The sequence below is a fragment of the Enterococcus sp. LJL120 genome (genome assembly GCF_054871765.1).
The window spans coordinates 108,896-132,130 of record NZ_JBTXLV010000007.1 but is presented as its reverse complement, the minus strand read 5'-3'; the positions used below and the strand labels follow the sequence as shown (position 1 = coordinate 132,130).

General features: G+C 42.2%; 25 protein-coding genes and 1 riboswitch. Of the genes, 4 read left to right on the top strand and 21 right to left on the bottom strand.

The window, feature by feature from the left end; all coding sequences use genetic code 11:
* Nucleotides 1-33: 33 nt before the first annotated feature.
* The 9 genes from purD to purC all read right to left on the bottom strand — a co-directional run bounded on the left by purD (nucleotide 34) and on the right by purC (nucleotide 9,942).
* Nucleotides 34-1,293 carry a phosphoribosylamine--glycine ligase gene (gene purD / locus ACYSNU_RS12820; RefSeq protein ID WP_461737603.1) on the bottom strand — a complete coding sequence of 420 codons (1,260 nt, stop codon included), beginning with the start codon at nucleotides 1,291-1,293 and terminating at the stop codon, nucleotides 34-36.
* 112 nt (nucleotides 1,294-1,405) lie between these two features.
* Nucleotides 1,406-2,938, bottom strand: coding sequence for a bifunctional phosphoribosylaminoimidazolecarboxamide formyltransferase/IMP cyclohydrolase (gene purH, locus ACYSNU_RS12815; RefSeq protein WP_461737602.1), 1,533 nt, complete (start codon nucleotides 2,936-2,938; stop codon nucleotides 1,406-1,408).
* A gap of 39 nt (nucleotides 2,939-2,977) precedes the next feature.
* Nucleotides 2,978-3,559: a phosphoribosylglycinamide formyltransferase gene (gene purN, locus ACYSNU_RS12810; protein ID WP_461737601.1), complete on the bottom strand. Its 582-nt coding sequence runs from the start codon at nucleotides 3,557-3,559 to the stop codon at nucleotides 2,978-2,980.
* The gene (purM, locus tag ACYSNU_RS12805) at nucleotides 3,552-4,592 is read right to left on the bottom strand and encodes a phosphoribosylformylglycinamidine cyclo-ligase (protein ID WP_461737600.1); all 1,041 of its coding nucleotides are present in this window, start codon (nucleotides 4,590-4,592) and stop codon (nucleotides 3,552-3,554) included. The genes purN and purM overlap by 8 nt, the downstream gene beginning before the upstream one ends.
* 17 nt (nucleotides 4,593-4,609) lie before the next feature.
* Entirely contained in the window at nucleotides 4,610-6,049 is a 1,440-nt protein-coding gene (gene purF, locus ACYSNU_RS12800) for an amidophosphoribosyltransferase (protein WP_461737599.1), read from the bottom strand.
* On the bottom strand, nucleotides 6,034-8,265 hold the full coding sequence (purL, locus tag ACYSNU_RS12795; RefSeq protein ID WP_461737598.1) for a phosphoribosylformylglycinamidine synthase subunit PurL: 2,232 nt from the start codon (nucleotides 8,263-8,265) through the stop codon (nucleotides 6,034-6,036). Before purL ends, purF begins: the two co-directional genes overlap by 16 nt.
* Nucleotides 8,266-8,943 (bottom strand): phosphoribosylformylglycinamidine synthase subunit PurQ, encoded by a 678-nt coding sequence (gene purQ / locus ACYSNU_RS12790; RefSeq protein ID WP_461737597.1) that lies wholly within the window; start codon nucleotides 8,941-8,943, stop codon nucleotides 8,266-8,268.
* Between the two features lies 1 nt (nucleotide 8,944).
* Entirely contained in the window at nucleotides 8,945-9,199 is a 255-nt protein-coding gene (purS, locus tag ACYSNU_RS12785; protein ID WP_265457147.1) for a phosphoribosylformylglycinamidine synthase subunit PurS, read from the bottom strand.
* Between the two features lie 29 nt (nucleotides 9,200-9,228).
* Nucleotides 9,229-9,942, bottom strand: a complete 714-nt coding sequence (purC, locus tag ACYSNU_RS12780) for a phosphoribosylaminoimidazolesuccinocarboxamide synthase (RefSeq protein WP_461737596.1) — start codon at nucleotides 9,940-9,942, stop codon at nucleotides 9,229-9,231.
* Between the two features lie 235 nt (nucleotides 9,943-10,177).
* Between purC and ACYSNU_RS12775 the strand changes: the two genes are divergently transcribed.
* Both ACYSNU_RS12775 and ACYSNU_RS12770 read left to right on the top strand, forming a co-directional pair.
* On the top strand, nucleotides 10,178-10,546 hold the full coding sequence (locus tag ACYSNU_RS12775) for a hypothetical protein (protein WP_461737595.1): 369 nt from the start codon (nucleotides 10,178-10,180) through the stop codon (nucleotides 10,544-10,546).
* A 115-nt stretch (nucleotides 10,547-10,661) separates the two neighbouring features.
* Entirely contained in the window at nucleotides 10,662-10,895 is a 234-nt protein-coding gene (locus ACYSNU_RS12770) for a lipopolysaccharide assembly protein LapA domain-containing protein (protein WP_461737594.1), read from the top strand.
* A 41-nt stretch (nucleotides 10,896-10,936) separates the two neighbouring features.
* Here ACYSNU_RS12770 and purB read toward each other — a convergent pair whose 3' ends face one another.
* The 9 genes from purB to ACYSNU_RS12725 all read right to left on the bottom strand — a co-directional run bounded on the left by purB (nucleotide 10,937) and on the right by ACYSNU_RS12725 (nucleotide 18,878).
* Nucleotides 10,937-12,235 (bottom strand): adenylosuccinate lyase, encoded by a 1,299-nt coding sequence (gene purB, locus ACYSNU_RS12765; RefSeq protein WP_461737593.1) that lies wholly within the window; start codon nucleotides 12,233-12,235, stop codon nucleotides 10,937-10,939.
* A 30-nt stretch (nucleotides 12,236-12,265) separates the two neighbouring features.
* Complete coding sequence (purK, locus tag ACYSNU_RS12760; RefSeq protein WP_461737592.1) at nucleotides 12,266-13,393, bottom strand: 5-(carboxyamino)imidazole ribonucleotide synthase; 1,128 nt, start codon at nucleotides 13,391-13,393, stop codon at nucleotides 12,266-12,268.
* Nucleotides 13,377-13,865 (bottom strand): 5-(carboxyamino)imidazole ribonucleotide mutase, encoded by a 489-nt coding sequence (purE, locus tag ACYSNU_RS12755; RefSeq protein WP_265457134.1) that lies wholly within the window; start codon nucleotides 13,863-13,865, stop codon nucleotides 13,377-13,379. The genes purK and purE overlap by 17 nt, the downstream gene beginning before the upstream one ends.
* A 186-nt stretch (nucleotides 13,866-14,051) precedes the next feature.
* Complete coding sequence (locus tag ACYSNU_RS12750) at nucleotides 14,052-15,353, bottom strand: nucleobase:cation symporter-2 family protein (RefSeq protein ID WP_461737733.1); 1,302 nt, start codon at nucleotides 15,351-15,353, stop codon at nucleotides 14,052-14,054.
* Between the two features lie 3 nt (nucleotides 15,354-15,356).
* A complete protein-coding gene (locus ACYSNU_RS12745) occupies nucleotides 15,357-15,938 on the bottom strand; it encodes a xanthine phosphoribosyltransferase (RefSeq protein WP_461737591.1) in 582 nt (193 codons plus the stop codon).
* A gap of 103 nt (nucleotides 15,939-16,041) precedes the next feature.
* A riboswitch (purine riboswitch) is annotated at nucleotides 16,042-16,139 on the bottom strand.
* 64 nt (nucleotides 16,140-16,203) lie between these two features.
* Entirely contained in the window at nucleotides 16,204-16,887 is a 684-nt protein-coding gene (locus tag ACYSNU_RS12740; protein WP_461737590.1) for a beta/alpha barrel domain-containing protein, read from the bottom strand.
* Between the two features lie 20 nt (nucleotides 16,888-16,907).
* Nucleotides 16,908-17,531, bottom strand: a complete 624-nt coding sequence (locus tag ACYSNU_RS12735; RefSeq protein ID WP_461737589.1) for a glycoside hydrolase family 73 protein — start codon at nucleotides 17,529-17,531, stop codon at nucleotides 16,908-16,910.
* A gap of 13 nt (nucleotides 17,532-17,544) precedes the next feature.
* Nucleotides 17,545-18,348 carry a M15 family metallopeptidase gene (locus ACYSNU_RS12730; protein WP_461737588.1) on the bottom strand — a complete coding sequence of 268 codons (804 nt, stop codon included), beginning with the start codon at nucleotides 18,346-18,348 and terminating at the stop codon, nucleotides 17,545-17,547.
* A complete protein-coding gene (locus ACYSNU_RS12725) occupies nucleotides 18,345-18,878 on the bottom strand; it encodes a hypothetical protein (protein ID WP_265457127.1) in 534 nt (177 codons plus the stop codon). The genes ACYSNU_RS12730 and ACYSNU_RS12725 overlap by 4 nt, the downstream gene beginning before the upstream one ends.
* Nucleotides 18,879-19,090: 212 nt before the next feature.
* Between ACYSNU_RS12725 and ACYSNU_RS12720 the strand changes: the two genes are divergently transcribed.
* Entirely contained in the window at nucleotides 19,091-20,047 is a 957-nt protein-coding gene (locus ACYSNU_RS12720; protein ID WP_461737587.1) for a Gfo/Idh/MocA family protein, read from the top strand.
* 96 nt (nucleotides 20,048-20,143) lie between these two features.
* On the opposite strand, the gene ACYSNU_RS12715 is transcribed toward ACYSNU_RS12720, so the two are convergent.
* Nucleotides 20,144-21,100 carry an aromatic acid exporter family protein gene (locus tag ACYSNU_RS12715; protein WP_461737586.1) on the bottom strand — a complete coding sequence of 319 codons (957 nt, stop codon included), beginning with the start codon at nucleotides 21,098-21,100 and terminating at the stop codon, nucleotides 20,144-20,146.
* 119 nt (nucleotides 21,101-21,219) lie between these two features.
* On the opposite strand from ACYSNU_RS12715, the gene ACYSNU_RS12710 reads away from it, so the two are divergent.
* Nucleotides 21,220-21,819, top strand: coding sequence for an FUSC family protein (locus tag ACYSNU_RS12710; RefSeq protein ID WP_461737585.1), 600 nt, complete (start codon nucleotides 21,220-21,222; stop codon nucleotides 21,817-21,819).
* Between the two features lie 73 nt (nucleotides 21,820-21,892).
* On the opposite strand, the gene ACYSNU_RS12705 is transcribed toward ACYSNU_RS12710, so the two are convergent.
* Entirely contained in the window at nucleotides 21,893-23,026 is a 1,134-nt protein-coding gene (locus ACYSNU_RS12705; protein WP_461737584.1) for a sodium ion-translocating decarboxylase subunit beta, read from the bottom strand.
* A 3-nt stretch (nucleotides 23,027-23,029) separates the two neighbouring features.
* Nucleotides 23,030-23,146, bottom strand: a complete 117-nt coding sequence (locus ACYSNU_RS12700; RefSeq protein ID WP_265457119.1) for an OadG family protein — start codon at nucleotides 23,144-23,146, stop codon at nucleotides 23,030-23,032.
* Between the last annotated feature and the right edge of the window lie 89 nt (nucleotides 23,147-23,235).

The following is a 23,235-nucleotide window of genomic DNA, read 5'->3' as shown; positions in this document are numbered from 1 at the left end:
TACTCTAAGTGAGTAATAGATGAAGGGTTTATTTTATTCTTGAATCGCTTTTGCACCAATATCATGGCGATAAAAGGTCCCGGTTGTATCAGCTCTATCTAAAATCTGATAGACCTTAGTTTGCGCCTCTTTTAAAGTTTCACCAGAAGCTTCAACTAGATAAACTCTGCCGCCGTTAGTTACTAAGCCGCCATCTTCTTCGGCAACACCTGCATAATAGACATTGCCTTCTGTGAACTCAGGAATGACTTGCCCTTTTTGATACTCCCCAGGATAGCCATCCGCAGCCACGACCACTCCTAAAGAATAACCAGTTTTTTGCCAAGAGATTTCAGGGGTTTTACCATCTAATAAATCTGAAATAATTTTCGCTAAATCACTTTCTAAACGCTGCAGGACCACTTGGGTTTCAGGATCGCCAAAGCGAGCATTAAATTCGATAACCTTTGGACCCGCTTCTGTTGCGATTAAACCGGCATATAAAATCCCTGTAAAATCGCGGCCCTCTGCCAATAAGCCAGCAGCGGCAGGCTTCAAAATCTTTTCGATGGCTTCGGTTACCATCGCTTCTTGAATTTGCGGCACCGGTGCATAAGCGCCCATTCCGCCAGTATTTGGACCTAAGTCATTGTCATAGGCCCGTTTATGATCTTGGGCAATCACCATTGGATAAACTTCTTGATTGCGAACAAAAGCTAATAGTGAAAATTCTTCTCCGGCTAAAAATTCTTCGACAACTACCTTGGCACCAGATGCGCCGAATTTATTATCCTTCAGCATATCTTTTAAAGCAGCCGTCGCTTCTTCTATGGTCAATGCCACGACGACTCCCTTGCCTGCAGCTAATCCATCCGCTTTAATCACAATTGGAGCACCCATTTTTTCAACATAAGCTTTAGCTTTTTCAAACTCATAAAAGGTTTGGTAGGTACCTGTTGGAATTTGATATTTGGTCATAATTTCTTTCGCAAAATCCTTTGAACCTTCAATCATCGCCGCCGCCTTTTTCGGACCAAAGGCTTTCAGACCAGCTGCTGCGAAATCATCGACAATTCCATTTAATAAAGGAACCTCTGGACCGATAAAACTCCAGTCGATTTGCTGGTCTTTGGCAAAAGCAATTAACGCTTCGTGGTCATCTTCAGCAATATCGACAATTTGAATACCGTCTTTGATCATGCCAGCATTTCCCTTTGCACAAAATACTTGGCCAACAAGAGGACTTTGTAAAAATTTCTGACAGATGACATGTTCCCGACCACCTGAACCGATTACTAAAATATTTAATCCCATGATTTCCTCCAATTTTAAAAAGGTCTGCAGCAGCGGTCACTTAAGCCTTTGCTACAGACCTTAATTTTAAATTTTGGAGAGCACCGCAAAATCTAGCGCTCTCTGTAAGATTTTAATGTCTAAAATGTCTGATGTCGGTGAAGACCATCGCAATACCATATTTGTTGGCCATATCAATTGACTCTTGGTCACGAATGCTGCCGCCAGGTTGAACGATGGCTTTGATGCCGTGTTCCGCTGCATATTCGACACTGTCCCCCATTGGGAAATAAGCGTCTGAGGCCAAAACAGCCTCTGAAATGCGGTCGCCTGCTTGTTCGATGGCAATCTTCACTGAGCCCACTCGATTCATTTGACCTGCACCAATGCCCAAAGTCTGATGATTATTTGCCACGACAATCGCATTGGATTTCACATGCTTAACAGCTCTCCAAGAAAATTCTAAGGCTTTTAATTCCTCTGCTGAAGGTTGGCGCTCGGTCACAACTTGCCACTCGCTAGCGACTTCTTTGACCGTATCTTGGTCCTGCACTAACAGTCCGCCTAAAACAGAAACAGTCTCAACACCGGCAGCTTTAGCTTTTTCAGAAAAATCTAGAGTCATTAAACGGAGATTTTTCTTCTTGGCTAAAATATCATAGGCATCATCAGTAAAGCTTGGCGCAATGATAATTTCTAAAAATAATTCATGCATTTTACTAGCTGTCTCTAAATCGACTTCCCCATTCAAAACAATGATACCCCCGAAAATTGAAACAGGATCAGCCTCATAAGCATAATCGTAGGCTTCTAAAATAGTTGCCCCTGTACCAATGCCGCAAGGATTCATATGTTTGACCGCCACCACAGTTGGCTCTTCAAATTCTCTAGCAATCCGGATCGCTGCATCAGCATCACGAATATTATTATAAGACAATTCTTTTCCGTGAAGCTGTTTTGCTTGGGCAATTGAAAAGGCAATCGGTAGGCCGCTTTGATAGAAGGCAGCCTCTTGGTGGCTATTTTCCCCATAGCGAAGTGTTTGTTTCAAGTCATAAGTCAGCGTCAAGCTCTCCGGTGTTTCCTCTGCAACTAAGTCTGTAAGGTAGCCGGCAATCAATGCATCATAAGCCGCTGTATGGCGGAAAACTTTAGCCGCCAAGCGTTGCCGTGTTGAAAGAGTTGTCGCATTTAATTCCTGCAGCTCACCTAAAACAACTTGATAATCTAAAGGATCTACAACGACTGTCACTGCTGCATGATTTTTAGCTGCGGAACGAAGCATACTTGGTCCACCAATATCAATATTTTCAATGGCTTCAGCCTCGGTAACGCCGGCTTTTAAAATCGTTTCTTTAAAAGGATATAAATTCACCACGACTAAATCAATTGGCTGAATGTCATGATCAGCCATCGCCTGCATGTGGCTGTCTACATCACGACGGCCCAATAAGCCGCCATGAATTTTCGGATGCAAGGTTTTAACCCGGCCATCCATCATTTCTGGAAAACCAGTCACATCATCGATGGCGATTGTTGCTAGTCCAGCGTCCTCCAAAGCTTTTTTTGTGCCTCCGGTTGAAATAATTTCAATCCCTAAGGCCGTTAAACCTTTGGCAAATTCGACGATACCGTTTTTATCAGATACACTGATTAATGCTCTCATGAACTATTTACTCCTTACCTTTATCTATGATAAATTCGTTTATTTAAAGTTTTCTGCTATGACTTTAGCAACCACCTGCGGATAAAGCTGGTGTTCTAGGGCATGAATTTTTTCCTCTAGAGACTCGAGGGTGTCATCCTCACTGACGGTAACTTTCCCTTGGGCAATAATTGGGCCGGTATCAACACCATCATCAATATAATGAATGGTGACACCAGTCTCCGTGACGCCAGCTTCAAAGGCATCTTGAATCCCATGCAATCCAGGAAAATCCGGCAGCAATGAAGGATGGATATTGATAATCCGATTGGGATAAGCCTTTAAAAGTGTGTCACCAATAATTCGCATATAACCCGCCAGTAGAATTAAATCAATTTCTTTATCCATTAAAAGTTGCAAAAGAGTCACTTCATAGGCTTTTTTTGAAGCAAACTTCTTCGGTGAAAAGCTTCTTGCCTCAATCCCTAGCTGTTGGCTCCGCTCCAAAACATAAGCTTTTGGTTGATCACTAAAAAGTAAGACTAACTCACCAGCAATGCTCCCTTTTTGGAAGGCTTCCGCTAAAACTTGAAAATTACTACCGTTACCCGAAGCTAAGACTGCAACTTTGGGCCTAGTCATTTTTTAATACCACAGCTTCATTGGTTTTATCAACCACTTGTCCGATTTCAAAATAAACCTCATGGGCGTCAGTTAAGGCTTGCTTAGTTGCAGCGGCTTTATCCGGTGCGACAGCCAAGACCATACCAATACCCATATTGAAAATTTCATACATTTCTAAAGCAGGAATTTTACCGTATTTTTCTAAAGCTGTAAAAATTGGTAACGCCGGCCATGAACCTAGCTTGATTTCTGCTGCTAAGTTTGCTGGCAGCATGCGGGGAATATTTTCAACAAAACCGCCGCCGGTGATATGAGCGATACCATTGACCAATTGATTTTTGACTAAAGGCAACAAGGCATTAACATAAATTTTGGTCGGCGTTAACAGTTCAGCCCCTAACGTTTTACCTTCTAATTCAGGTAGCTCAGCTTGTCCGTCAAATTTATTTTCCTCAAAGAACACCTTACGAACCAAAGAATAACCATTCGAATGGATGCCAGTTGAAGGCAGGCCCAATAAGATGTCACCTGCTGCAATTTTTTCACCAGTCACGAGGTTGCTCTTTTCCGCAACGCCAACGGCAAAGCCAGCTAAATCATAATCATTTTCGCCGTACATGCCGGGCATCTCAGCAGTCTCGCCACCGATTAAAGCAGCACCGGCCTGCAAGCAGCCTTCAGCGACACCAGCCACAACTTGTTCCAAACGAGCAGGAATATTTTTTCCTGTAGCAATATAATCTAAAAAGTATAACGGCTCGGCTCCTTGAGCAACAATGTCATTGACACACATAGCGACACAGTCAATCCCGATTGTATCGTGCTTGTCCTCTTGGATAGCCACCATTAATTTAGTGCCCACACCATCTGTTCCCGAAATTAAAACTGGTTCCTTCACATCCACCTGAGATAAATCAAAACAACCGCCGAAACCGCCTAAAGCTCCCATCACTCCTAGACGCTCGGTTTTTTTGACATGTTTTTTTATTCGTTCGACTACTTCATAACCAGCTTCAACATCAACGCCGGCTTTTGCATAGGCATTCGCCATTAGACTTCCTCTTCTCTTTAATAGAATGAAACATGTTCCTTCAATGACGCCAAGTAACGATCTTCATAATCGTATAGTGGCGTTGGATAATCGCCGTTAAAATAGGCCATACACAACCCAGAATAAGGCGCATCAAAATTTAGGCCAATCGCATCAATTAATCCCTGTTCACTTAAATAACTCAAGCTATCAGCAGTAATCACATCACGAATTTCATCAACTGTATGATTTGCGGCAATCAATTCTTTACGGGTTTGAATATCAATCCCATAAAAACAAGGATAACGCAATGGCGGCGAAGCAATTCTGACATGGACTTCTTTTGCGCCGGCTTCTTTTAATAATTGCACAATGCGCTTACTGGTCGTGCCCCGCACAATTGAATCATCCACCATGATGACCCGCTTGCCTTCAACAACGCCTCGAACCGCTGAAAGTTTCATCCGCACGCCCTGCTCCCGTAGCTCTTGTGTCGGCTGAATAAAAGTTCTGGCAATGTATTGGTTTTTCACCAGCCCCATTTCATAGGGAATTCCGCTTGCTTCAGCGTAGCCACTGGCAGCCGATAAAGAAGAATTCGGCACGCCGACAACCATATCAGCTTCGACTGGTGCTTCTTCGGCTAAAATGCGGCCCATATTTTTTCGTGCAGTGTGGACATTAACACCGGCAATATTTGAATCTGGTCGTGCAAAATAAATATATTCCATTGAACAAATGGAATGCTGAGTGTCCTCGGTGTATTTGTCATAATGAATCCCCTCATCATCAACAATTACAATTTCTCCCGGATTGACATCGCGAATAAATTCAGCACCGATTACTTCTAAGGCACAGGTTTCTGAGGCAATTACGTAGGCGCCGTTTTTCATTTGGCCAATCGATAATGGCCGAAATCCATTGGGGTCAAGGGTGGCAATCATGCAGTCTTCCTTCATTAAAAGATAAGCAAAGCCTCCTTTGACTTGGTTCAACGCTTCTTTTAACTGATCCAAAAATTTCCGTTTAGGACTGGTGCGAATCAGATGCATCAAAATTTCCGTATCGGAATTAGAATGAAAAATGGCGCCGAGTTTTTCTAAATTTGTTCTTAGCGTTTTGGCATTGGTCAAATTGCCATTATGAGCTAGGCCAACTGAACCGTCGTAAAATTTAAATAAAAACGGCTGAATATTATCGACACTACCATTGCCGGCAGTCGCATAGCGGACATGCCCAATTGCTGCATTCCCTTGCAGGCGGTCTAAAATTCGTTCGTCTTTAAAAACTTCTGACAACAACCCTAAGTCACGGTAGCCATCTAGTTTGCCTTGATGATTAGCAACAATACCGGCTCCTTCTTGTCCTCTGTGTTGGAGGCTATGGAGACCAAAATAGGTGACGCGGGCGGCATCTGGGTGACCCCAGACGCCAAACACGCCACATTCTTCATTTAGACTTTTTACTTCATAAGACATGGAATAGCTTCCTCCCAAAGTTGGTTCGCTTCCTTCGTCGCAACATCAATTAAGCCGTCTTCGGCGGTAAGTTTAATTTGTGGAGTTTGGGTAACTTTACCAATTAAAGTCATTGGTACTTTTTCCGACTTCAACAAGTCTTCAAAAGCAGCTTGATTTTCTGGCGCCACTGAAATTACAAACCGAGATTGGGTTTCTGAAAAAAGATTCGCTTGAGATATAGAAATGCTGGCCTCTACCCCTAAATTATTTTTGAAGCTGGCTTCGGCGATGGCAACAGCCAAACCACCCTCAGCACAATCGTGAGCACTGGCAACTAAACCGGCTTGAATCGCTTTTAAGACAGCTGCTTGATTGGCTTTTTCGACAGCCAAATCAAAGTCCATCAAACGTCCTTCAATTTTGCCTAATTGCATTTTTTGCAATTCAGAACCGTTAAAATCAGCTTTAGTGTCACCAACTACATAAACTAAGTCAGCAGCTTTTTTAAATTCCTGTGTGGTGATGTCTTCTAAGTTTTTAATTAAACCAACCATGCCGATCATCGGCGTTGGGTAAATCGCTTTGCCGTTTGTTTCATTGTACAAAGAAACATTTCCGGAAATAACCGGTGTATCCAAGATATTACAAGCGGCCGAAATTCCGTCTGCAGAGGTCCATAATTCCCAGAAGCCCTCTGGTTTGTCTGGTGAGCCGTAGTTTAAACAGTCGGTAATTGCTAAAGGCTGGCCGCCACTAGCGACAATATTTCTAGCAGCTTCTGCGACGGCAATTTGTCCGCCAACTTCTGGGTTCAAATACAAATAGCGGGCGTTACAATCAGTGGTCATCGCCAAAGCTTTATTCGTGCCGCGAACGCGTAAAACGGCCGCATCACTACCTGGGCGCACTACGGTATTCGTGCGAACCTGTGAATCATATGTTTCATAAATCATTCTCTTAGAAGCAATCGTTGGCTGTTGTAATAAAGCCATCAAAGTTTGTGAGGCATCAAAAATTGCTGGTTGAAAATCATTCATCTCAGCGAATTCTTGAATGCGGGCAGGCTCTTTGCGTTCTTTATTGTAGACCGGTGCATCTTCTGCTAAAGCGTCAACTGGTAGATTCGCTACCTCAACGCCTTTGTGGAATAAGCGATACAAACCATCATCGGTTACTTCACCGATGGTCACCGCATCTAAGTCATACTTTTCAAATAGTTCAACCACTTCAGCTTCATGCCCTTGTTCGACACAAATCAGCATTCTTTCCTGAGATTCAGACAACATCATTTCATAAGGCGTCATATTGGTTTCCCGTTGCGGTACATCGTCTAAATACAATTTCAAACCAGAACCGGCCTTTGAAGCCATCTCTGAACTTGAAGAAACTAAACCAGCGGCGCCCATGTCTTGGATGCCGACTAAAATATCAGCGTGATCTAAAATTAATTCTAAGCAGGCTTCTAATAAAAGTTTTTCCATAAAAGGGTCGCCGACTTGGACGGCTGAACGTTGTTGTTCTTCCCCTTCAACGAATTCTTCCGAGGCGAAGGTCGCACCGTGAATGCCATCCCGGCCAGTTTTAGCACCGACATACATAATCGAATTGCCAACACCTTTGGCTTGACCCTTTTGAATATCTTTATGATCAATTAAACCAACACACATTGCATTGACTAAAGGGTTTCCTTCATAACAAGGATCAAAGGCCACTTCACCACCAACTGTCGGAATGCCGATACAATTTCCGTAGCCGCTGATACCGTGAACCACTTCTTCTAATAAATATTTGGTGCGGGCATTATCTAATTCACCAAAACGCAATGAATCTAAAACAGCAATTGGTCGAGCTCCCATGCTAAAAATGTCGCGAATGATACCACCCACGCCTGTTGCCGCACCTTCATAAGGTTCGACTGCTGAGGGATGGTTGTGGCTTTCCGCTTTAAAGACAACCGCCTGATTGTCGCCGATATCCACAATACCCGCGCCTTCTCCTGGACCTTGCAGGACTTGCGGGCCGCTTGTCGGAAATTTTCTAAGAACGGGTTTGGAATTTTTATAAGAACAATGTTCGCTCCACATTACCGAGAATAAACCCGTCTCTGTGTAATTAGGTAACCTGCCGAGGATATCTTCTGAAATCATCCGATATTCTTCATCGGTTAAGCCCCATTGTGCATAAATCTTTTGATCTTTAATCTCTTGGCCAGTTGGTTCTGTGATTGTTTTCATTTAAGCTGTGACCCTCCCGAAATTTTTCAACATTGACGCAAAGAATTTTCTGCCGTCCTCTGAACCCAACAGACTTTCCATCGCCCGTTCTGGATGGGGCATCATACCCATCACATTACCGGCTTTATTGGTGATGCCGGCAATTGCTTCGACACTCCCGTTAATATTTTCACCTTCATAGGTAAAGACAATCTGATTGTTAGCTTTTAATTCCGCTAAAGTCGCCTCGTCACAATAATAATTGCCATCGTTATGAGCAACGGGAATCTGAATCACTTCACCGGCTTCGTATTCTGAAGTGAAGTTTGTCTGATTATTTTCAACTTTTAAAGGAACTGTTTTGCAGATAAAATGTAGCGAATCATTTCTTCTTAAAGCCCCCGGCAATAAACCAGCTTCTGTTAAGACTTGGAAACCATTACAGGTACCAAAGACTGGTTTGCCTTCTTCAGCAAAGCGCACCACTTCTGACATGATGGCAGAAAAGCGAGCAATCGCACCACAGCGTAGGTAGTCACCATAGGAAAAACCTCCGGGTAATAAGACACCGTCAAAACCAGCTAGGCTCTCTGCATCATGGCGCACGTATTCAGCATCGGCTCCCATAATATCTTTGATTGCCCATAACATATCCATATCGCAGTTTGAACCAGGAAAAACGATCACTGCAAATTTCATGTTAAACTTCCTCCAATTCAGCAATTTCGTAACGGTAGCTTTCCATATTGACGTTGGCCAATAATTTATCACAAACTTCTTCAATCATCGCTTCAACTGGACGGTCGCTTTTCGCAACTTTCATTTCAAAGTATTTCCCAATCCGAATCTCTTCAATTTCTTCGTAGCCCATCCGATGGACTGCACCCTTCACGGCTTCTCCTTGAGGGTCTAAAACTGAATCCTTGTATGTAACATAAACTTTAACGAAATACATGAGTTTGCTCCTTTTATTGTGTAATTGATTTATTGTGAAATTTTTTCTAAACGATTTAAGACTTCTTGATAAACGGGAACTAAATCCCCTAAGTCACGGCGATAAATATCTTTGTCCAAATGTTCGCCAGATGCTAAATCCCATAAACGACAAGTATCGGGAGAAATTTCATCTGCTAATAAAATTCCGTCTGCTGTGCGGCCAACTTCAATTTTAAAATCAACTAATTGAATGCCGATATTTTTAAATAAATTAAGCAACGCTTCGTTGACTGCAAAAGCAAGAGATTTGATTTGGTCGATTTCTTCTTGCGTGGCGATGTCTAAAACTAAGACATGGTCATCATTAATCATTGGATCATCTAAGGCATCTTCTTTGAAATAAAATTCGAGGATAGGAAAGTTTAAGGGTGTTCCTTCAGGGATTGCCAAGCGTTTTGAAAAACTGCCGGCGGCCACATTGCGGACGACAACTTCAAGGGGAATAATGTCGACCTTTTTAATTAATTGTTCGGTTTCTGAGAGGATTTGCTGGAAATGATTGGGAATATTGTTTTTGTTTAGCTCATCAAAAATACGGCTGGTAATCTGATTGTTCAGTTGGCCCTTTCCTTGAATCGCATCTTTCTTGGCACCGTTTAAAGCCGTTGCTTGATTCAGATATTCAACCCATAAGATATCAGGGTTGTCCGTACGATACAGTTTTTTGGCTTTGCCTTCATATAGCAGTTCCAATTTTTCCACGGGTGGTTTGCTCCTTTTTCATCAATTATTTCTAAAAACACGAAATATTTTCTGCCTATATTGTAACAACGGAAAAAATCTTGGTCAACGATTTTCTTGACGTTTTAATAATTCTATTAGAAAAATGTTCGTGTTTTCGGCAAAGCGAAAAGCAAGCTCATCATGGTAACGTTTACTATGCTTTCTGGATATGATATAGTACCAATAGAATTGCATTTGCGGATGGAGGATTTTGATGAATAATTCGTGGCAAACGGCTCAGGATTTTTTACAAAGCTTAGCGGATGAGGAAAAAAATCGCTTATACAATGATCTTTTGGCGATTTCCCGCGTCCATGAAAAAAACCAAGATGTCAAACACTACTCTTTACGGAAAATTCGTCGCGCTAGTCGTCGGCTTTTTAGCGACAAGAAAAAACATTTTGAGTATAGAAATGACAATCATTGCTTAGTGATTGAACAAATTCAAGAACAGCATTGGCTGAAGACCTGCTACAATCTGACGGTCTCTTTTGATGATCAGGATTTGAACATGACCTTTGTGGAGTCTTTAGAAAAAGAACTCCGGAAAAACATGCTAAAAAACAATTTACAACCTGCATAATAATAATCAATTCGCCAAGCCTGTCAGCTCATGTTGCAGACTTGGCTTTTTTTTAGTCAAAAAAATTGCGCCTTACTGAAGAGTCCGCTAAAATTTTCTTAAAGGTGGTGTAAAAATGGAACGTGTCAAAGAATTTCTAACCATTAAACGCATTATTGGGATTGTGGTGAGTCTTTTTGTAATTGTTTTTGCCTTTCAAAACTGGACGCCTGTGACCATTGATTTTATTTTCTTCTCTGTCCGCTGCCCCCTCCTAGTTCTGATTTTAATCCTGTTTATCTTAGGGATTGCAATTGGCTGGTTGATGAAGCGCAAGGATGTTAAAACAGCGGCTAAAGCCCGTAAATAAAAAATTGCGCCCTCAGCTAGGTAGCTGAAGGCGCAATTTTTTTATGCTCCTAAACCGACCCGATCAAAGATCACGTCGACATTTTTTAAATGATGATGATAATCAAAGGCGTCATCTAAATCTGCTTTGGTTAAAACATCCATAATTTTGGCATCTTCTTCTAATAAAGGTCGGAAGTCAGTTTGGTTATCCCAAGCTAAGGCTGTCTTCGGCTGAACCAAATCGTAAGCCTCTTCTCTAGTCATGCCGCTGTCAATTAATTTTAGCATCACCCGTTGGCTGTAAATCAGGCCAAAAGTAGCCTGCATATTGCGTTGCATATTTTCTGGGAAGACTGTCAAGTTTTTGACAATATTGCCAAAACGATTCAACATATAATCCAATAAAATTGTAGTATCCGGAATGATAATCCGCTCCGCTGACGAGTGGGAAATATCTCTTTCATGCCAAAGGGAAACATTTTCATAAGCAGTCAACATATGTCCGCGAATCACCCGAGCTAAGCCTGCCATATTTTCTGACCCAATTGGGTTGCGTTTATGGGGCATTGCAGAAGAGCCCTTTTGTCCTTTGGCGAAAAATTCTTCGACTTCACGGGTTTCTGATTTTTGCAGGCCGCGGATTTCCGTGGCAAATTTTTCAATACTCGTCGCAATTAAAGCCATGGCGGCAAAATATTCTGCGTGCAAGTCTCTTGGTAAGACTTGCGTTGAAATATCCTGTGGGCGAATGCCTAATTGGGTGCAAACATAGTCTTCGACAAAGGGTGGAATATTTGCAAAAGTTCCGACGGCACCAGAAATCTTGCCGGCTTCAACTCCTTTGGCTGCATGTTCAAACCGTTCAATATTACGTTTCATTTCAGAATACCACAGGGCTAATTTCAAGCCAAAAGTCGTTGGTTCGGCATGGACGCCATGAGTCCGACCCATCATCACCGTGTATTTATGCTCTTTGGCTTTTTCGCCGATAATTTCTGTGAAGTTTTTCAAATCTTTTCGCAAAATGTCATTGGCTTGTTTCATCAAATAGCCATAAGCTGTGTCAACCACATCGGTACTGGTTAAGCCATAATGAACCCATTTACTTTCTTCCCCAAGGCTTTCAGAAACTGCCCGGGTAAAGGCCACCACATCATGGCGGGTAGTTTCTTCAATTTCTAAAATGCGGTCAATATCAAAAGTCGCTTTTTCACGAATTTTTTTGACATCCTCAACGGGAATTTCACCTAGTTCAGCCCACGCCTCATCTGCTAAAATTTCCACCTCAAGCCACGCTTGATAACGATTTTGATCTGTCCAAATTGCTCCCATCTCTGGGCGAGTATAACGCTCTAACATCTTGTCTGCTCCTTTATCATAAATAAAATATTAATCCCAAATTTTTGTTTGGTAAACTTCTTCCAATGTTTCTTCGACATTGTCCGTTAAAATGGTAATATGCCCCATCTTACGACCTTTTTTAGCTTCGGCTTTTCCGTAATAATGAAATTGCCAAGCCGGTTTTTGCGAAATTAAATTGTAGGTTTCTAATAAAGCTTCCCCTAAGACATTGACCATAACGGCACTCTCTAGCAATTGGACTTCAGGCAAAGGCCAATTACAGATGCCGCGAATGTGCATATCAAATTGACTGACATTGCAAGCTTCAATTGTATAATGACCGGAATTATGCGGCCGAGGCGCTAACTCATTGACGTAGATGCCACCATTTTTTGTTAAAAACATTTCCACTGCTAAAACTCCCGATAAATCTAAGGCTTCAGCGATTACTTTGGCAATCCGCTGAGCTTCTTCAGTGATTTCATCATTGATGCGAGCCGGTGCAATAGTTTCATGTAAAATATTATTCCGATGGATATTTTCGACGACTGGAAACACTTGATAGTCTTCACCGTTACCGGCTACCATCACTGAAATTTCTTTTTCAAAGGGAATCCATGCTTCTAGAACACAAGTTCCTTTACGAAGTAAATTCATGCCTGAAGCTAAGTCGCTGGAGCTATAGATGACATGTTGTCCTTTGCCGTCATACCCGCCCCTTGTCGTTTTCAAAACACAAGGGTAACCGATACTGTCAATTTCATCTAGAATATCTGACGGATTGATAATCGTCGCATGGGGTGCAATAATAATATCATTTTCCTCTAAAAAAGTTTTTTCTAAAATGCGGTCTTGAGTGATTGCTAATAAATCTGTTCCTTGAGGCAGGGGAACAAGTTCTTCGACGGCTACCAGGGCAGCCACATCGACATTTTCAAATTCATAAGTCACGACATCTGAGCGTTTGGCTAATTTTTCAAGGGCTGTAATGTCGCTGTATTCAGCTTTAATTTGCCAATCAGCGACTTGCGCTGCCGGACAATTTTCCACCGGATCTAACACTCCGACCCGAAAGCCCATTTCTTTGGCGCTAATCGCCATCATCCTGCCTAATTGGCCGCCACCGACAATTCCGATAACGGCGCCGGGCAATAATGCTTTATCCAAGTTGATCACTACTTTCCAGCACTGCTGCTGTCATTTTTTTGCGTTTGTCTGAAATTCTTTCGGCAATATCTAAATCATACATGGAAAGCATTTGGGCTGCAAGCAAGCCAGCGTTTGTGGCGCCGGCTTTTCCGATGGCAGTGGTCGCTACCGGTACGCCGCCGGGCATTTGAACAATTGACAATAAAGAATCCAAGCCGTTTAATGTTCGGGATTGTACCGGCACGCCGATGACTGGCAAGGTTGTTTTCGCCGCGACCATTCCCGGTAAATGAGCTGCTCCACCAGCGCCGGCGATAATCACTTTAATCCCCCGCTGACGAGCATTTTCTGCAAAGGAAAACATTAAATCCGGTGTCCGATGGGCTGAAACTACTTTTTTTTCATAGGGTATTGCTAATTCTTCGAGACTTTCACAGGCGTGCTTCATGGTTTCCCAATCTGAAGTGCTGCCCATAATTACTGCAACTTGTGGCGTCATGTTTTTCGCTCCCTTTACTTATTCCTCCATATTCTAGCAACAATCTATTTAGCTTGTCAAAATAATATCGAATGTTTTATAAATAAAAATAAAAATTGTTCGTAAATTTCTCATCGAATTTTATTGGAAAATTTTTTTAGAAAAAAATCACCCTCTGAACTGTCAGAAGGTGAAACAAATTTAAAATTAAACGCGACTGGTTTCACTGAAATCCGGCGCTTCATCTTGCACGCCATTAAAAATCAAATTTAAAATGATGGCAGCAAAACTTGACATCACAATACCGTTACCAGCAAACATTTGGACTGTTTCCGGCAATTGTACAAAAATTTGCGGCATCACATTAAAGCCCAAGCCAAAGCCAAGAGACACAGCGATAATCAAGAGATTTTTATCGTTGGCAAAATTAATTTTTGACAACATCCGCATCCCTTGGACTGCGACCATCCCAAACATCACCAGCATGCCACCGCCTAAAACTGGATCAGGAATGATCTGGGCCAAGGCACCGATTTTCGGAAACAGGCCGAGAATAATCAAAAAGATAGCTGAAAAATAAATTGGTTTTTTGGTTTTAATACCTGACAGCTGAACTAAACCAACGTTTTGAGAAAATCCCGTATAAGGAAAAGTATTGAAGATACCGCCGAGGATTACGGCCAATCCCTCTGCCCGGTAGCCTTTTTTCAGTTCAGTTTCACCGATTTTTTTGCCGGTGATATCCCCTAAGGCAAAATAAACCCCAGTGGATTCCACCATGCTGACAATCGAAATGATAATCATCAATAAAATAGACCAAATATCAAAGGTCGGCATGCCAAAATAAAAGGGCTGCGGCAAATGGAAGACCGGCGCTTCACCAATGGCGCTGAAATCCACTAAGCCCATGAGAATCGCAATTACTGTTCCGCCAACTAAACCGACTAAAACGGCAATCGACCGTAAAAAGCCTTTTGCAAAAATCTGCAACAAAATAATCAATAAAATTGTAATAAATGCTAAAGCTAAAAAGTTCGGGTCACCGAAGTTTGCTGCTGTTGCACTGCCGCCGCCCATTTTTTCAATGGCAACGGGAATTAAAGTCAACCCAATTGTCGTGATGACTGTTCCTGTGACAATCGGTGGAAATAGTTTTTTCACCTTAGAAAAGACACCAGCAATCAACACTACAAAAATACCTGCAACAATTATCGCCCCATACATTGCACCGATGCCCTTTTGACTACCGATAATAATCAATGGCGCGACTGCTTGAATGGCACAGCCTAAAACCACCGGCAGACCAATCCCGAAAAATTTAGTGACCGTCAATTGCAATAAGGTCGCCACGCCACACATAAAAATATCAATTGAAATTAGATAGGTCATCTGCTCTTGATTAAAACCTAAACCTTGGCCGATTAATAAAGGAACTGCAACAGCTCCGGCATACATCGCCAATAAATGCTGTAACCCTAAAACAGCCGCTTTTCCATTTTGTCTTTCCATCAATTAAGCATCTCCTTCTAAGAATTCTACTGCGCCATCTTTAAAGCCGCTGATTCTCGCTAAACTGACAACTGGTAAGCCCATATCCTCAATCAGCTGGCGGCCTCCTTGGAAGGATTTTTCAATCACGATACCGATGCCGACAACCTCTGCTCCGGCTTGCTGGCACAATTCAATCAAGCCTTTAGCTGCTTGACCATTGGCTAAGAAGTCATCAATGATTAAGACCTTGTCTGTTTCATTTAAAAACTTTTTCGAAATCGAAACCGTGCTGGTAACCTGCTTAGTAAAGGAATAGACTTCAGCAGTCAACAATTCTTCATTCATCGTTAAGCTTTTCGCTTTGCGGGCATAAATCATTGGCACCTGCAATTTTTGCGCGGTAAAAATAGCTGGGGTAATCCCAGAAGCCTCGATGGTTACCACTTTGGTAATCTGCTGACCTTTAAAGGCGTCAGCAAAAACGCCGCCAATTGCCGCCATCAAATCGGCATCGACTTGGTGGGTTAAAAAGCTATCCACCTTCAACACATCTTGATTTAAAACTAAGCCATCTTTTTTGATTCTAGATACTAGCTCTTCCACTTTTTTCCTCCTTGGGAATTTTCCCGTTAAAAATTACTAAATCAGCACAACTGCAAAAAAGGTCCCGCTCTGCTACTTCTTAAAGTAAGCAAAAAAAAGCGTGGACCTTCCTTTTTTTGCTTATAGTCCGGTGTTTACGGCACCGGGTAGAGACTGTCAACCAGATTTTGACGATATACAAGCAGTGATTTAGTTTTGAATAAAAGCTATTATGAAATTATATAACAAAAAAAGCAAGAAATTTTCTTGCCTTTTTAGCATTTTTTCATTTTAAATTTTCTTTCTCCTGTTTGCGGTACTTTTCCATCTTGTAGCTGAAGAGGTCCCCGCTTGATGGTGGCGTATAAGTAATCGCATTGGCACCAGCGCGAATGGTCTCCAAAATATTTTCATCACTAGGACCGCCGGTTGCAATAATCGGCAGCTCAGGATATTTTTTTCGGAAGTGAGCGACCGTTTCTGCCGTCTCTTTGCCGGCACTAATATTGATGATCGTAACGCCGGCCTTCAATTTTTCTTCAATTTCGGTATAAATTGACGTCACTGTTGCAATCACGGGGATATCCACCACTTTACAGACTTCGATAACGGTATCTAAAGGCGTCGGGCCATTTAAAACTACGCCCAATGACCCCTGCGCCTCAGCAAACATACTCATGTACATGCTGCGGGCACCTTGTGTGGTCCCCCCGCCAACGCCAGAGAAAACGGGAATATCGGCGGCCTCAATAATACTTTTGGTAATCGCCGGATGAGGCGTAAAAGGATAGACAGCAATGACTGCATTGGCATCTGTGTTGCGGATAATAGCAATGTCTGTGGTAAAAATAATCGATTTAATTTTTTTACCGAAAAATGAAATGCCGCTAGCTTCGCGAATCACTTGCGGAACCCGCACTAAATCTTGTTTTAGCTCCGTCATAATTTCAGGAATTTTTTTCTTTTCCATGCTGCCACTTCCTTTCAATTTTAAGTTTGATCATATTGATTTAATTGATTTTCTTCGATGACTGCAATAATTTTTGCAGCATAATCGGGATCTGTTGCATACCCTGCCGTCTGTAAGGCAGCAGCGGCTTCTTGATAGGTTTGAGCCGCTAAAACTTCTGTATACAAACTTGGATTCCAAGAAACACCATTCACGAATAATTGTGTGTGATCATCAAGGGATTCATTCCAATCGTTGTAAACGCGAAAGTCCCCTTGAATAGTAATCCACTCTTCATTGACAAATTCCATTGTTTCTAAGGTGACCGAGGATTCGCCCTCTGAAGCTTTGATACCAAAAAGATTATGATACTCACTGGCTAAAGAGCTTTGACCCCAATCGGATTCTAAAATCGCCTGCCCTAAGATAATGCTGGGTAAAATGCCATATTGATTTTGCAGCTCTTGGGCATGGGGCACTAAAGTCGTAATAAACTCAGTATGACTCAGCTCAACCGGATCTTCACTAACCGTTTCCGGTGCACTCGTCGCTAATGAAAAAATCGAATACAAAAAAGCAGCCCCGACCACGGACAGTAAAAAAATAGTCATAATGATTTTTTCTAGCGTCAGATTTTGTCCCGACCTGCGGACTTTTCTTGCCATAAATTCTCCGTTCTTAACTAAATAAAGCTAAATATTCTTCCAAAGTTAAATTGTGATTGGTGATATACTCGGCTGAAGCCACGCCGACATAGCGCAGATGCCATGGCTCATAAGTGATGCCAGTAATGTCCTCCCGACCTTCAGGATAGCGGATAATAAAACCGTATTGTGCACAGTTAGCCGCTAGCCATTGCGCAGCCGGTTGCTGACCAAACAGCGGGTCTAACATATCGCTAGCATAATTAGAATAATTATTATACCAATCACTGTCAACTACATCGATTGCCAGCCCTGTATGATGTTCACTATAGCCTGGTTGTGTCACCTGAACATTCGTTTCTTCAACCGCCTGCTCATAAGAAATATTTTCCTCACTCATCCGCCGATTTACCGAAGTGTCGTACACTTGTTGCTGATCGGCAACAGAACGAAAGGCGGACACAACAACTAATGGATAACCGGCAGCCTCGGCCGCACTCGCCAATTGATTATAGGCATCGACAATCCGACTGTCTACCTCCTCAGAACCAGAGATTGCTGTCAACTGATCGGCAGCTACTTCTTCAGCTATTTGATTATTAGGACCAACTAAAACTAAATCCCAATCCGTCGGTGATACCGCCGGTAAATCACTAGCAGTTGGCGTCTCACTGGTGGAAGTGGCTGTCGACTCACTGGTGGCTGTTCGCTGCTGATTAGCAACAATCGTCGTGCCCTGGGTCCAGACAAAAATTTGCGCCCCTAGAAAAAGGGCGCCGATAAACGCTCCTAAAAAAATAAATCCAAAAACAAAACGTTTCTTACTCAGTTTCTTCAACTAACTGCCTCATCATCTTTCGTATAGGTTTCCACTAGATTTTCATTGACCCAATCCAGTAAGGGTACTTCGGCTTTTTCAATTTGTTGTTGAATCATCGAAGGTAAACGGAAACTTAAAATATCATCATAGCCCCATTCGCCGTATTTTACCGTAACCCGGATATTAATAAAAGGATTTACCTTCGGACTTTCCTTAGCAGGCGCAATTAATTCCACCTCAGCTAAATCCCCCGCCAGCCATTTTTTAGCAATCGCTGTCTTGATATGGCGATATTCTTGAACGGCGGTGTTGCGTTTTTCAGGAAATAAAATTGTTTGCCGCAGAACCTTTTGTAAAACGAGCCACTCATAATCAGTGAATAAATTTTTAATCTTCTGCAGGTTTTCAGCCGATAAATTTACCTGACCTTCCTTCCAGTCCAACCAATTTTTTTCTGTGATAGCTAATTGTTCAGTATAAAATTGAACCTCTGACTCAAACTCCTCTAAAATTGTACTTAAGACAATTCTGACATAAACTTGATGCATAGCTTTTCCCTCCAAACGAAATGAAATTCTTTTTCCCCAGTGGGTCTCATTATTATTATAGCGATTTTTAGCGAAAAAACATAATATTGCCAAAAAAACCTGTAGGCTTATTGTTTTTTTAACTCTTAAAAATTGCTATACTGGAGTTGGAAAGATAAACAAAATATTTTATCTGAATCTATCAAAAAAGAGAGAATCTGAGGTGACGTATCGTGAAAACTTATCAATGGGGCATAGTTGGCCTAGGAGGCATTGCCCGAGATTTTGCAACAGACTTTCAACAGGAAAATAGTCAGCTTGTCGCAGTGGCATCCCGCTCTTTAGAAAAAGCGCAGGCCTTTGCAGCTGAATTTGGGATTGAACAGGCCTATGGCAGCTATCAAGATATGTTGAGCAATCCAGATATTGACATTATTTATGTGGCGGTGCCCAACAAACAGCACAGCGACCATATCTTACAAGGTTTAGCAGCCGGCAAACATATTTTATGTGAAAAGGCGATTACCATGAACAGTCGTGAATTGACCGAAGCTATGGCTTTAGCGGAGGAAAAACAATTAGTTTTGGCCGAAGCGATGACGATTTTCAATATGCCGCTCTTTGAACGCTTAAAGAGTATCATCGATGCTGGGCGCCTTGGCAAAATCAAAATGATTCAAGCGCCCTTTGGCAGTTATAAAGAGCCAGACCCGACCAATCGCTTTTTTAATCCCGATTTAGCCGGTGGTGCTCTTTTAGATATCGGCACCTATGCTGTTTCTTTTGCCCGCTATTTCCTTTCAGCACAACCAAAAGTTATCGCTTCTTCAATGGTTCCTTTTAGCACTGGTGTCGATGAGCAATCGGTAACGATTTTACGCAATCAGCTGGATGAGATGGCCAGCATTACCTTGACCTTCCAAGCAAAGATGCCTAAAATCGGCATTATCGCTGGGGAGAATGGCTATATTACGGTGGCGGATTATCCCCGAGCAGATCAAGCGGAAATTTTCTTTAATGATGGCGGCAAAGAATTTATTGAAGCCGGCAGTTCGCAGATGGCTATGAATTATGAAATCAGCAATATGGTGGACTTTATTGAAGGCAACAAGCCGAATCGCTCGCTCTTTCTCACACGAGACGTGATTGACATCTTAGACCAGATGCAGACGGCCTGGTCACAAAACTAAAAAAACTATAAAAACAGCCGTACTACCTCACCTTCTAGAAAATTTTCCAAAGCTTGGGTCGAACGACTGTTTTTTTTTAGATGTTTCAATAAAACGTTATCCTTCAAGCTTGCCGGCAAATTCTGCCTTGACTTCAATAAAGCTCTTAAAGGATTGCAAAAATTGAAAAAGTTCTGCTCTTTTTTCAAATTCATCCCGGGTTTGCGGCAGCGCCATCATTCGATAATCATCTAAAACTTCAGCAATCATCGCTAAAATCGTTTGCCCGTCATTATTTTGCGCAAAGGTTTTGGCAGTATAGTTTAATAAAAACTGCATGTTCTCGCCATGCTGTGGCGCAACTTGGATTTTTTTCAGACAGTCAATCATCTCTGCTAAAATCTTCCCCTGCGCCCGCCGCATCGAAAAATAATCGCTGTAATAAAAATTCGGGGTGAACCATTGATTTTCTTGGAAATTTTGCGCCTGCTCCTCGGCTTTACGGATAAAGCGGGCCAACTCTTGATACTTTTCATCAATCCCCGACAAACTCCCCTGCTGGGAAATCCCCTTAGCCATCTCCCGTAAAATTTCCCGAAAGCCCGCTTCGATTTCCTCTTGATTCATCTTTAATTTTTTTTCGACATTTGGCATGTATAAATTCATCAATAAAGCCAAACCAACTCCGATAATCATCAGGGCAAACTCATTGACAATCCAAGGCCAGCTGAGACTCTCTTCTATCAGGTAATGGGTGACCAGCACCGAGCAGACTACAATCCCGTCGGCTAAGCCAAAACGGACAGTCAAAGGAATGTATAGCAATAAATAAATGCCAAATGCCCAAGTCGTATAGCCAAACAATGTGAAACAAACGCCTGCCACAATCGTTGCCAATGTCAATGCCAATAAACGGCTTATGCCGGTAAATAAAGAACTGCGTTTTGTATTAGTTAAGCTGAGGACTGCAATAATTCCAGCGGCCGTTGTGTATTGCAAGCCTAAGCCGGCAGCTAAAAAAATCGCCAGCGTCGCTGAAACGGCGGTCTTAATCGTTCGTAAACCAATTCTCACAGCGTCACCTCCTGCAAAAATTATACTAAAAGCTTTCTTTAAAAACTAGCAATTCTCAAGACTTTTCGATAGTATAAAGAGACAGGTAGCTTTTTACCGTAAATTTGAAGGGTGATTTTATGCATATTGGCAAATTTCGTTTAGGTCTAAGAACGATTAAAAGTGCTGTGGCTGTCATGATTTGTATTTTGGTTTTTCATTTCGTCGATGGCGGGCAGCCATTGATTGCGGCTTTAGCAGCGGTATTTTCTTTGCGGCAAGATTTATCGACGAGTCTCTCCTTTGGCAAGTCCCGTATCCTCGGCAACAGTCTGGGGGGCCTGCTAGCCATTTTCTATTTTGTCATTAAATCTTATTTTGATTATGATTTTTTAGTGGAACTATTTTTACTGCCAGTCTTAGTCGCCCTGTGTATCGTCATTTCTGATGGGATTAATAATAATTCAGGCATTATCGCTTCCATCGCCACGCTGCTGCTAATTTCTTTGAGCATTCCCCAAGGCGAATCGGCGTTTTACGCCCTTTCCAGAGTAATCGAAACCTTTATCGGCACCTTTATTGCAATTGCGATTAACTTTTTTGGTCAGCCAAAAGTTGTCGAACAAAAGGCCGAATTAGAAGAAGATTTAGCCCAGTTGAAACTAAAAGAAGCTGCTTTAAGTCAGCAACTGGAGGAAGTCAGAGGCAAGATTAATCAACAAGACCACGAAGAAAAATAAACTAAAACGGCTAATGGATTTCTTTTCTTGAGAAATCCATTAGCCGTTAATTTATCTTCATAAAGTAAATTGCTTATCCCCCAAAGAAAGCCAGCAGGACCCCAGCGGCAATCGCAGAGCCAATGACACCGGCCACATTTGGTCCAACCGCATGCATTAATAAATAATTACTTGGGTCAGCCTTCAAGCCCTCTTGATGAACGACTCTAGCGGCCATTGGGACAGCCGACACACCAGCAGCGCCAATCATCGGATTAATTTTACCCTTGGTGATTTTACATAGTAGTTTACCAAATAAAACACCGGCCGCTGTACCAATCGCAAAGGCAAACAGGCCGAGGAAAATGACCTTCAACGTCGTTGCGGATAAAAATAAACTAGCTTCGGCCTTCGCTCCGACTGTCAGACCCAAGATAATTGTCACAATATACATCAAGGTATTTTGAAGCACCTCGGCAATTCGCGGAACCACACCGGATTCTTTTACTAAATTCCCCAGCATCAACGAACCAATCAGCGTTGCAGCTGTCGGTACGACTAATGCAACAAAGATTGTCGTGAAAATTGGAAAGACAATTTTCTCAGTGCGGCTGACTTTCCGCTGTTGTGACATTTTTATTTTCCGTTCTTTTTCTGTGGTCAACGCTCGAATAATCGGCGGCTGGATGATTGGTACTAGCGCCATGTAAGAATAAGCGGCTAAGGCAATTACTGAAAGTAGATGTGGCGCCAATTTAGTCGTTAGAAAAATGGCAGTCGGTCCGTCTGCGCCGCCAATAATCCCCACTGAGGCCGCCTCCATACCGGTCATTCCCAGCATCAGAGCGCCAAAGAATGCCGCAAAAATGCCAAATTGAGCCGCCCCGCCTAACAGTAAAACAACCGGATTGGCAATCAACGGTCCAAAGTCAATCGTCGCCCCTAAGCAAAGAAAAATCAGTGGCGGATAAATCCCCAGCTCAGTCCCTTTGTATAAATAATATAAAAGTCCACCAGGATTGTCCCCTAATGGCCCGGACATTAAGCCGGCCAGCGGCAAATTTACCAAGAGAATACCAAAGGCAATTGGTAAAAGTAGATAGGGTTCATATTCTTTTTTAATGGCCAAATATAAAAAGACACAGGCCAAACAAATCATAAATAAGTGCTTCCAAGTTAAATTGGCAAATCCAGATGTTTGAATTAATTCATTAAAAACGTCCCCCATGCGCTAATCCTCCCCAATCAATTTATGCATTAAATAAATGCCACCCCATAGTGCTGCTAAAATGCCAAAGACTACCAACATTGAAACCAGCGTAATCTCTAAGCCTTGCAATAAGTTCATTTTTCATCCCTCCTGCATCTAATGAAATAAACATTTTTGATTTTAATTATCAAATTATGTAACAAATGACTAAACTGTTTAACTTGTGA

Bases quoted from the DNA above. Each gene is read 5' to 3' on its own strand.
- ACYSNU_RS12740 (WP_461737590.1), bottom strand. From the start codon at position 16,887: ATGGAAAAGAAAAAAATTCCTGAAATTATGACGGAGCTAAAACAAGAT.
- ACYSNU_RS12700 (WP_265457119.1), bottom strand. From the start codon at position 23,146: ATGAACTTATTGCAAGGCTTAGAGATTACGCTGGTTTCAATGTTGGTA.
- purD (WP_461737603.1), bottom strand. From the start codon at position 1,293: ATGGGATTAAATATTTTAGTAATCGGTTCAGGTGGTCGGGAACATGTC.
- ACYSNU_RS12750 (WP_461737733.1), bottom strand. From the start codon at position 15,353: ATGGAAAGACAAAATGGAAAAGCGGCTGTTTTAGGGTTACAGCATTTA.
- purL (WP_461737598.1), bottom strand. From the start codon at position 8,265: ATGAAAACAATCACAGAACCAACTGGCCAAGAGATTAAAGATCAAAAG.
- purH (WP_461737602.1), bottom strand. From the start codon at position 2,938: ATGAGAGCATTAATCAGTGTATCTGATAAAAACGGTATCGTCGAATTT.
- purB (WP_461737593.1), bottom strand. From the start codon at position 12,235: ATGTTAGAGCGTTATACTCGCCCAGAGATGGGAGCAATTTGGACAGAT.
- ACYSNU_RS12735 (WP_461737589.1), bottom strand. From the start codon at position 17,531: ATGGCAAGAAAAGTCCGCAGGTCGGGACAAAATCTGACGCTAGAAAAA.
- purN (WP_461737601.1), bottom strand. From the start codon at position 3,559: ATGACTAGGCCCAAAGTTGCAGTCTTAGCTTCGGGTAACGGTAGTAAT.
- purM (WP_461737600.1), bottom strand. From the start codon at position 4,592: ATGGCGAATGCCTATGCAAAAGCCGGCGTTGATGTTGAAGCTGGTTAT.
- purS (WP_265457147.1), bottom strand. From the start codon at position 9,199: ATGTATTTCGTTAAAGTTTATGTTACATACAAGGATTCAGTTTTAGAC.
- ACYSNU_RS12725 (WP_265457127.1), bottom strand. From the start codon at position 18,878: ATGCATCAAGTTTATGTCAGAATTGTCTTAAGTACAATTTTAGAGGAG.
- ACYSNU_RS12710 (WP_461737585.1), top strand. From the start codon at position 21,220: ATGCATATTGGCAAATTTCGTTTAGGTCTAAGAACGATTAAAAGTGCT.
- ACYSNU_RS12775 (WP_461737595.1), top strand. From the start codon at position 10,178: ATGAATAATTCGTGGCAAACGGCTCAGGATTTTTTACAAAGCTTAGCG.
- ACYSNU_RS12705 (WP_461737584.1), bottom strand. From the start codon at position 23,026: ATGGGGGACGTTTTTAATGAATTAATTCAAACATCTGGATTTGCCAAT.
- purF (WP_461737599.1), bottom strand. From the start codon at position 6,049: ATGTCTTATGAAGTAAAAAGTCTAAATGAAGAATGTGGCGTGTTTGGC.
- purQ (WP_461737597.1), bottom strand. From the start codon at position 8,943: ATGAAATTTGCAGTGATCGTTTTTCCTGGTTCAAACTGCGATATGGAT.
- ACYSNU_RS12770 (WP_461737594.1), top strand. From the start codon at position 10,662: ATGGAACGTGTCAAAGAATTTCTAACCATTAAACGCATTATTGGGATT.
- purE (WP_265457134.1), bottom strand. From the start codon at position 13,865: ATGACGCCACAAGTTGCAGTAATTATGGGCAGCACTTCAGATTGGGAA.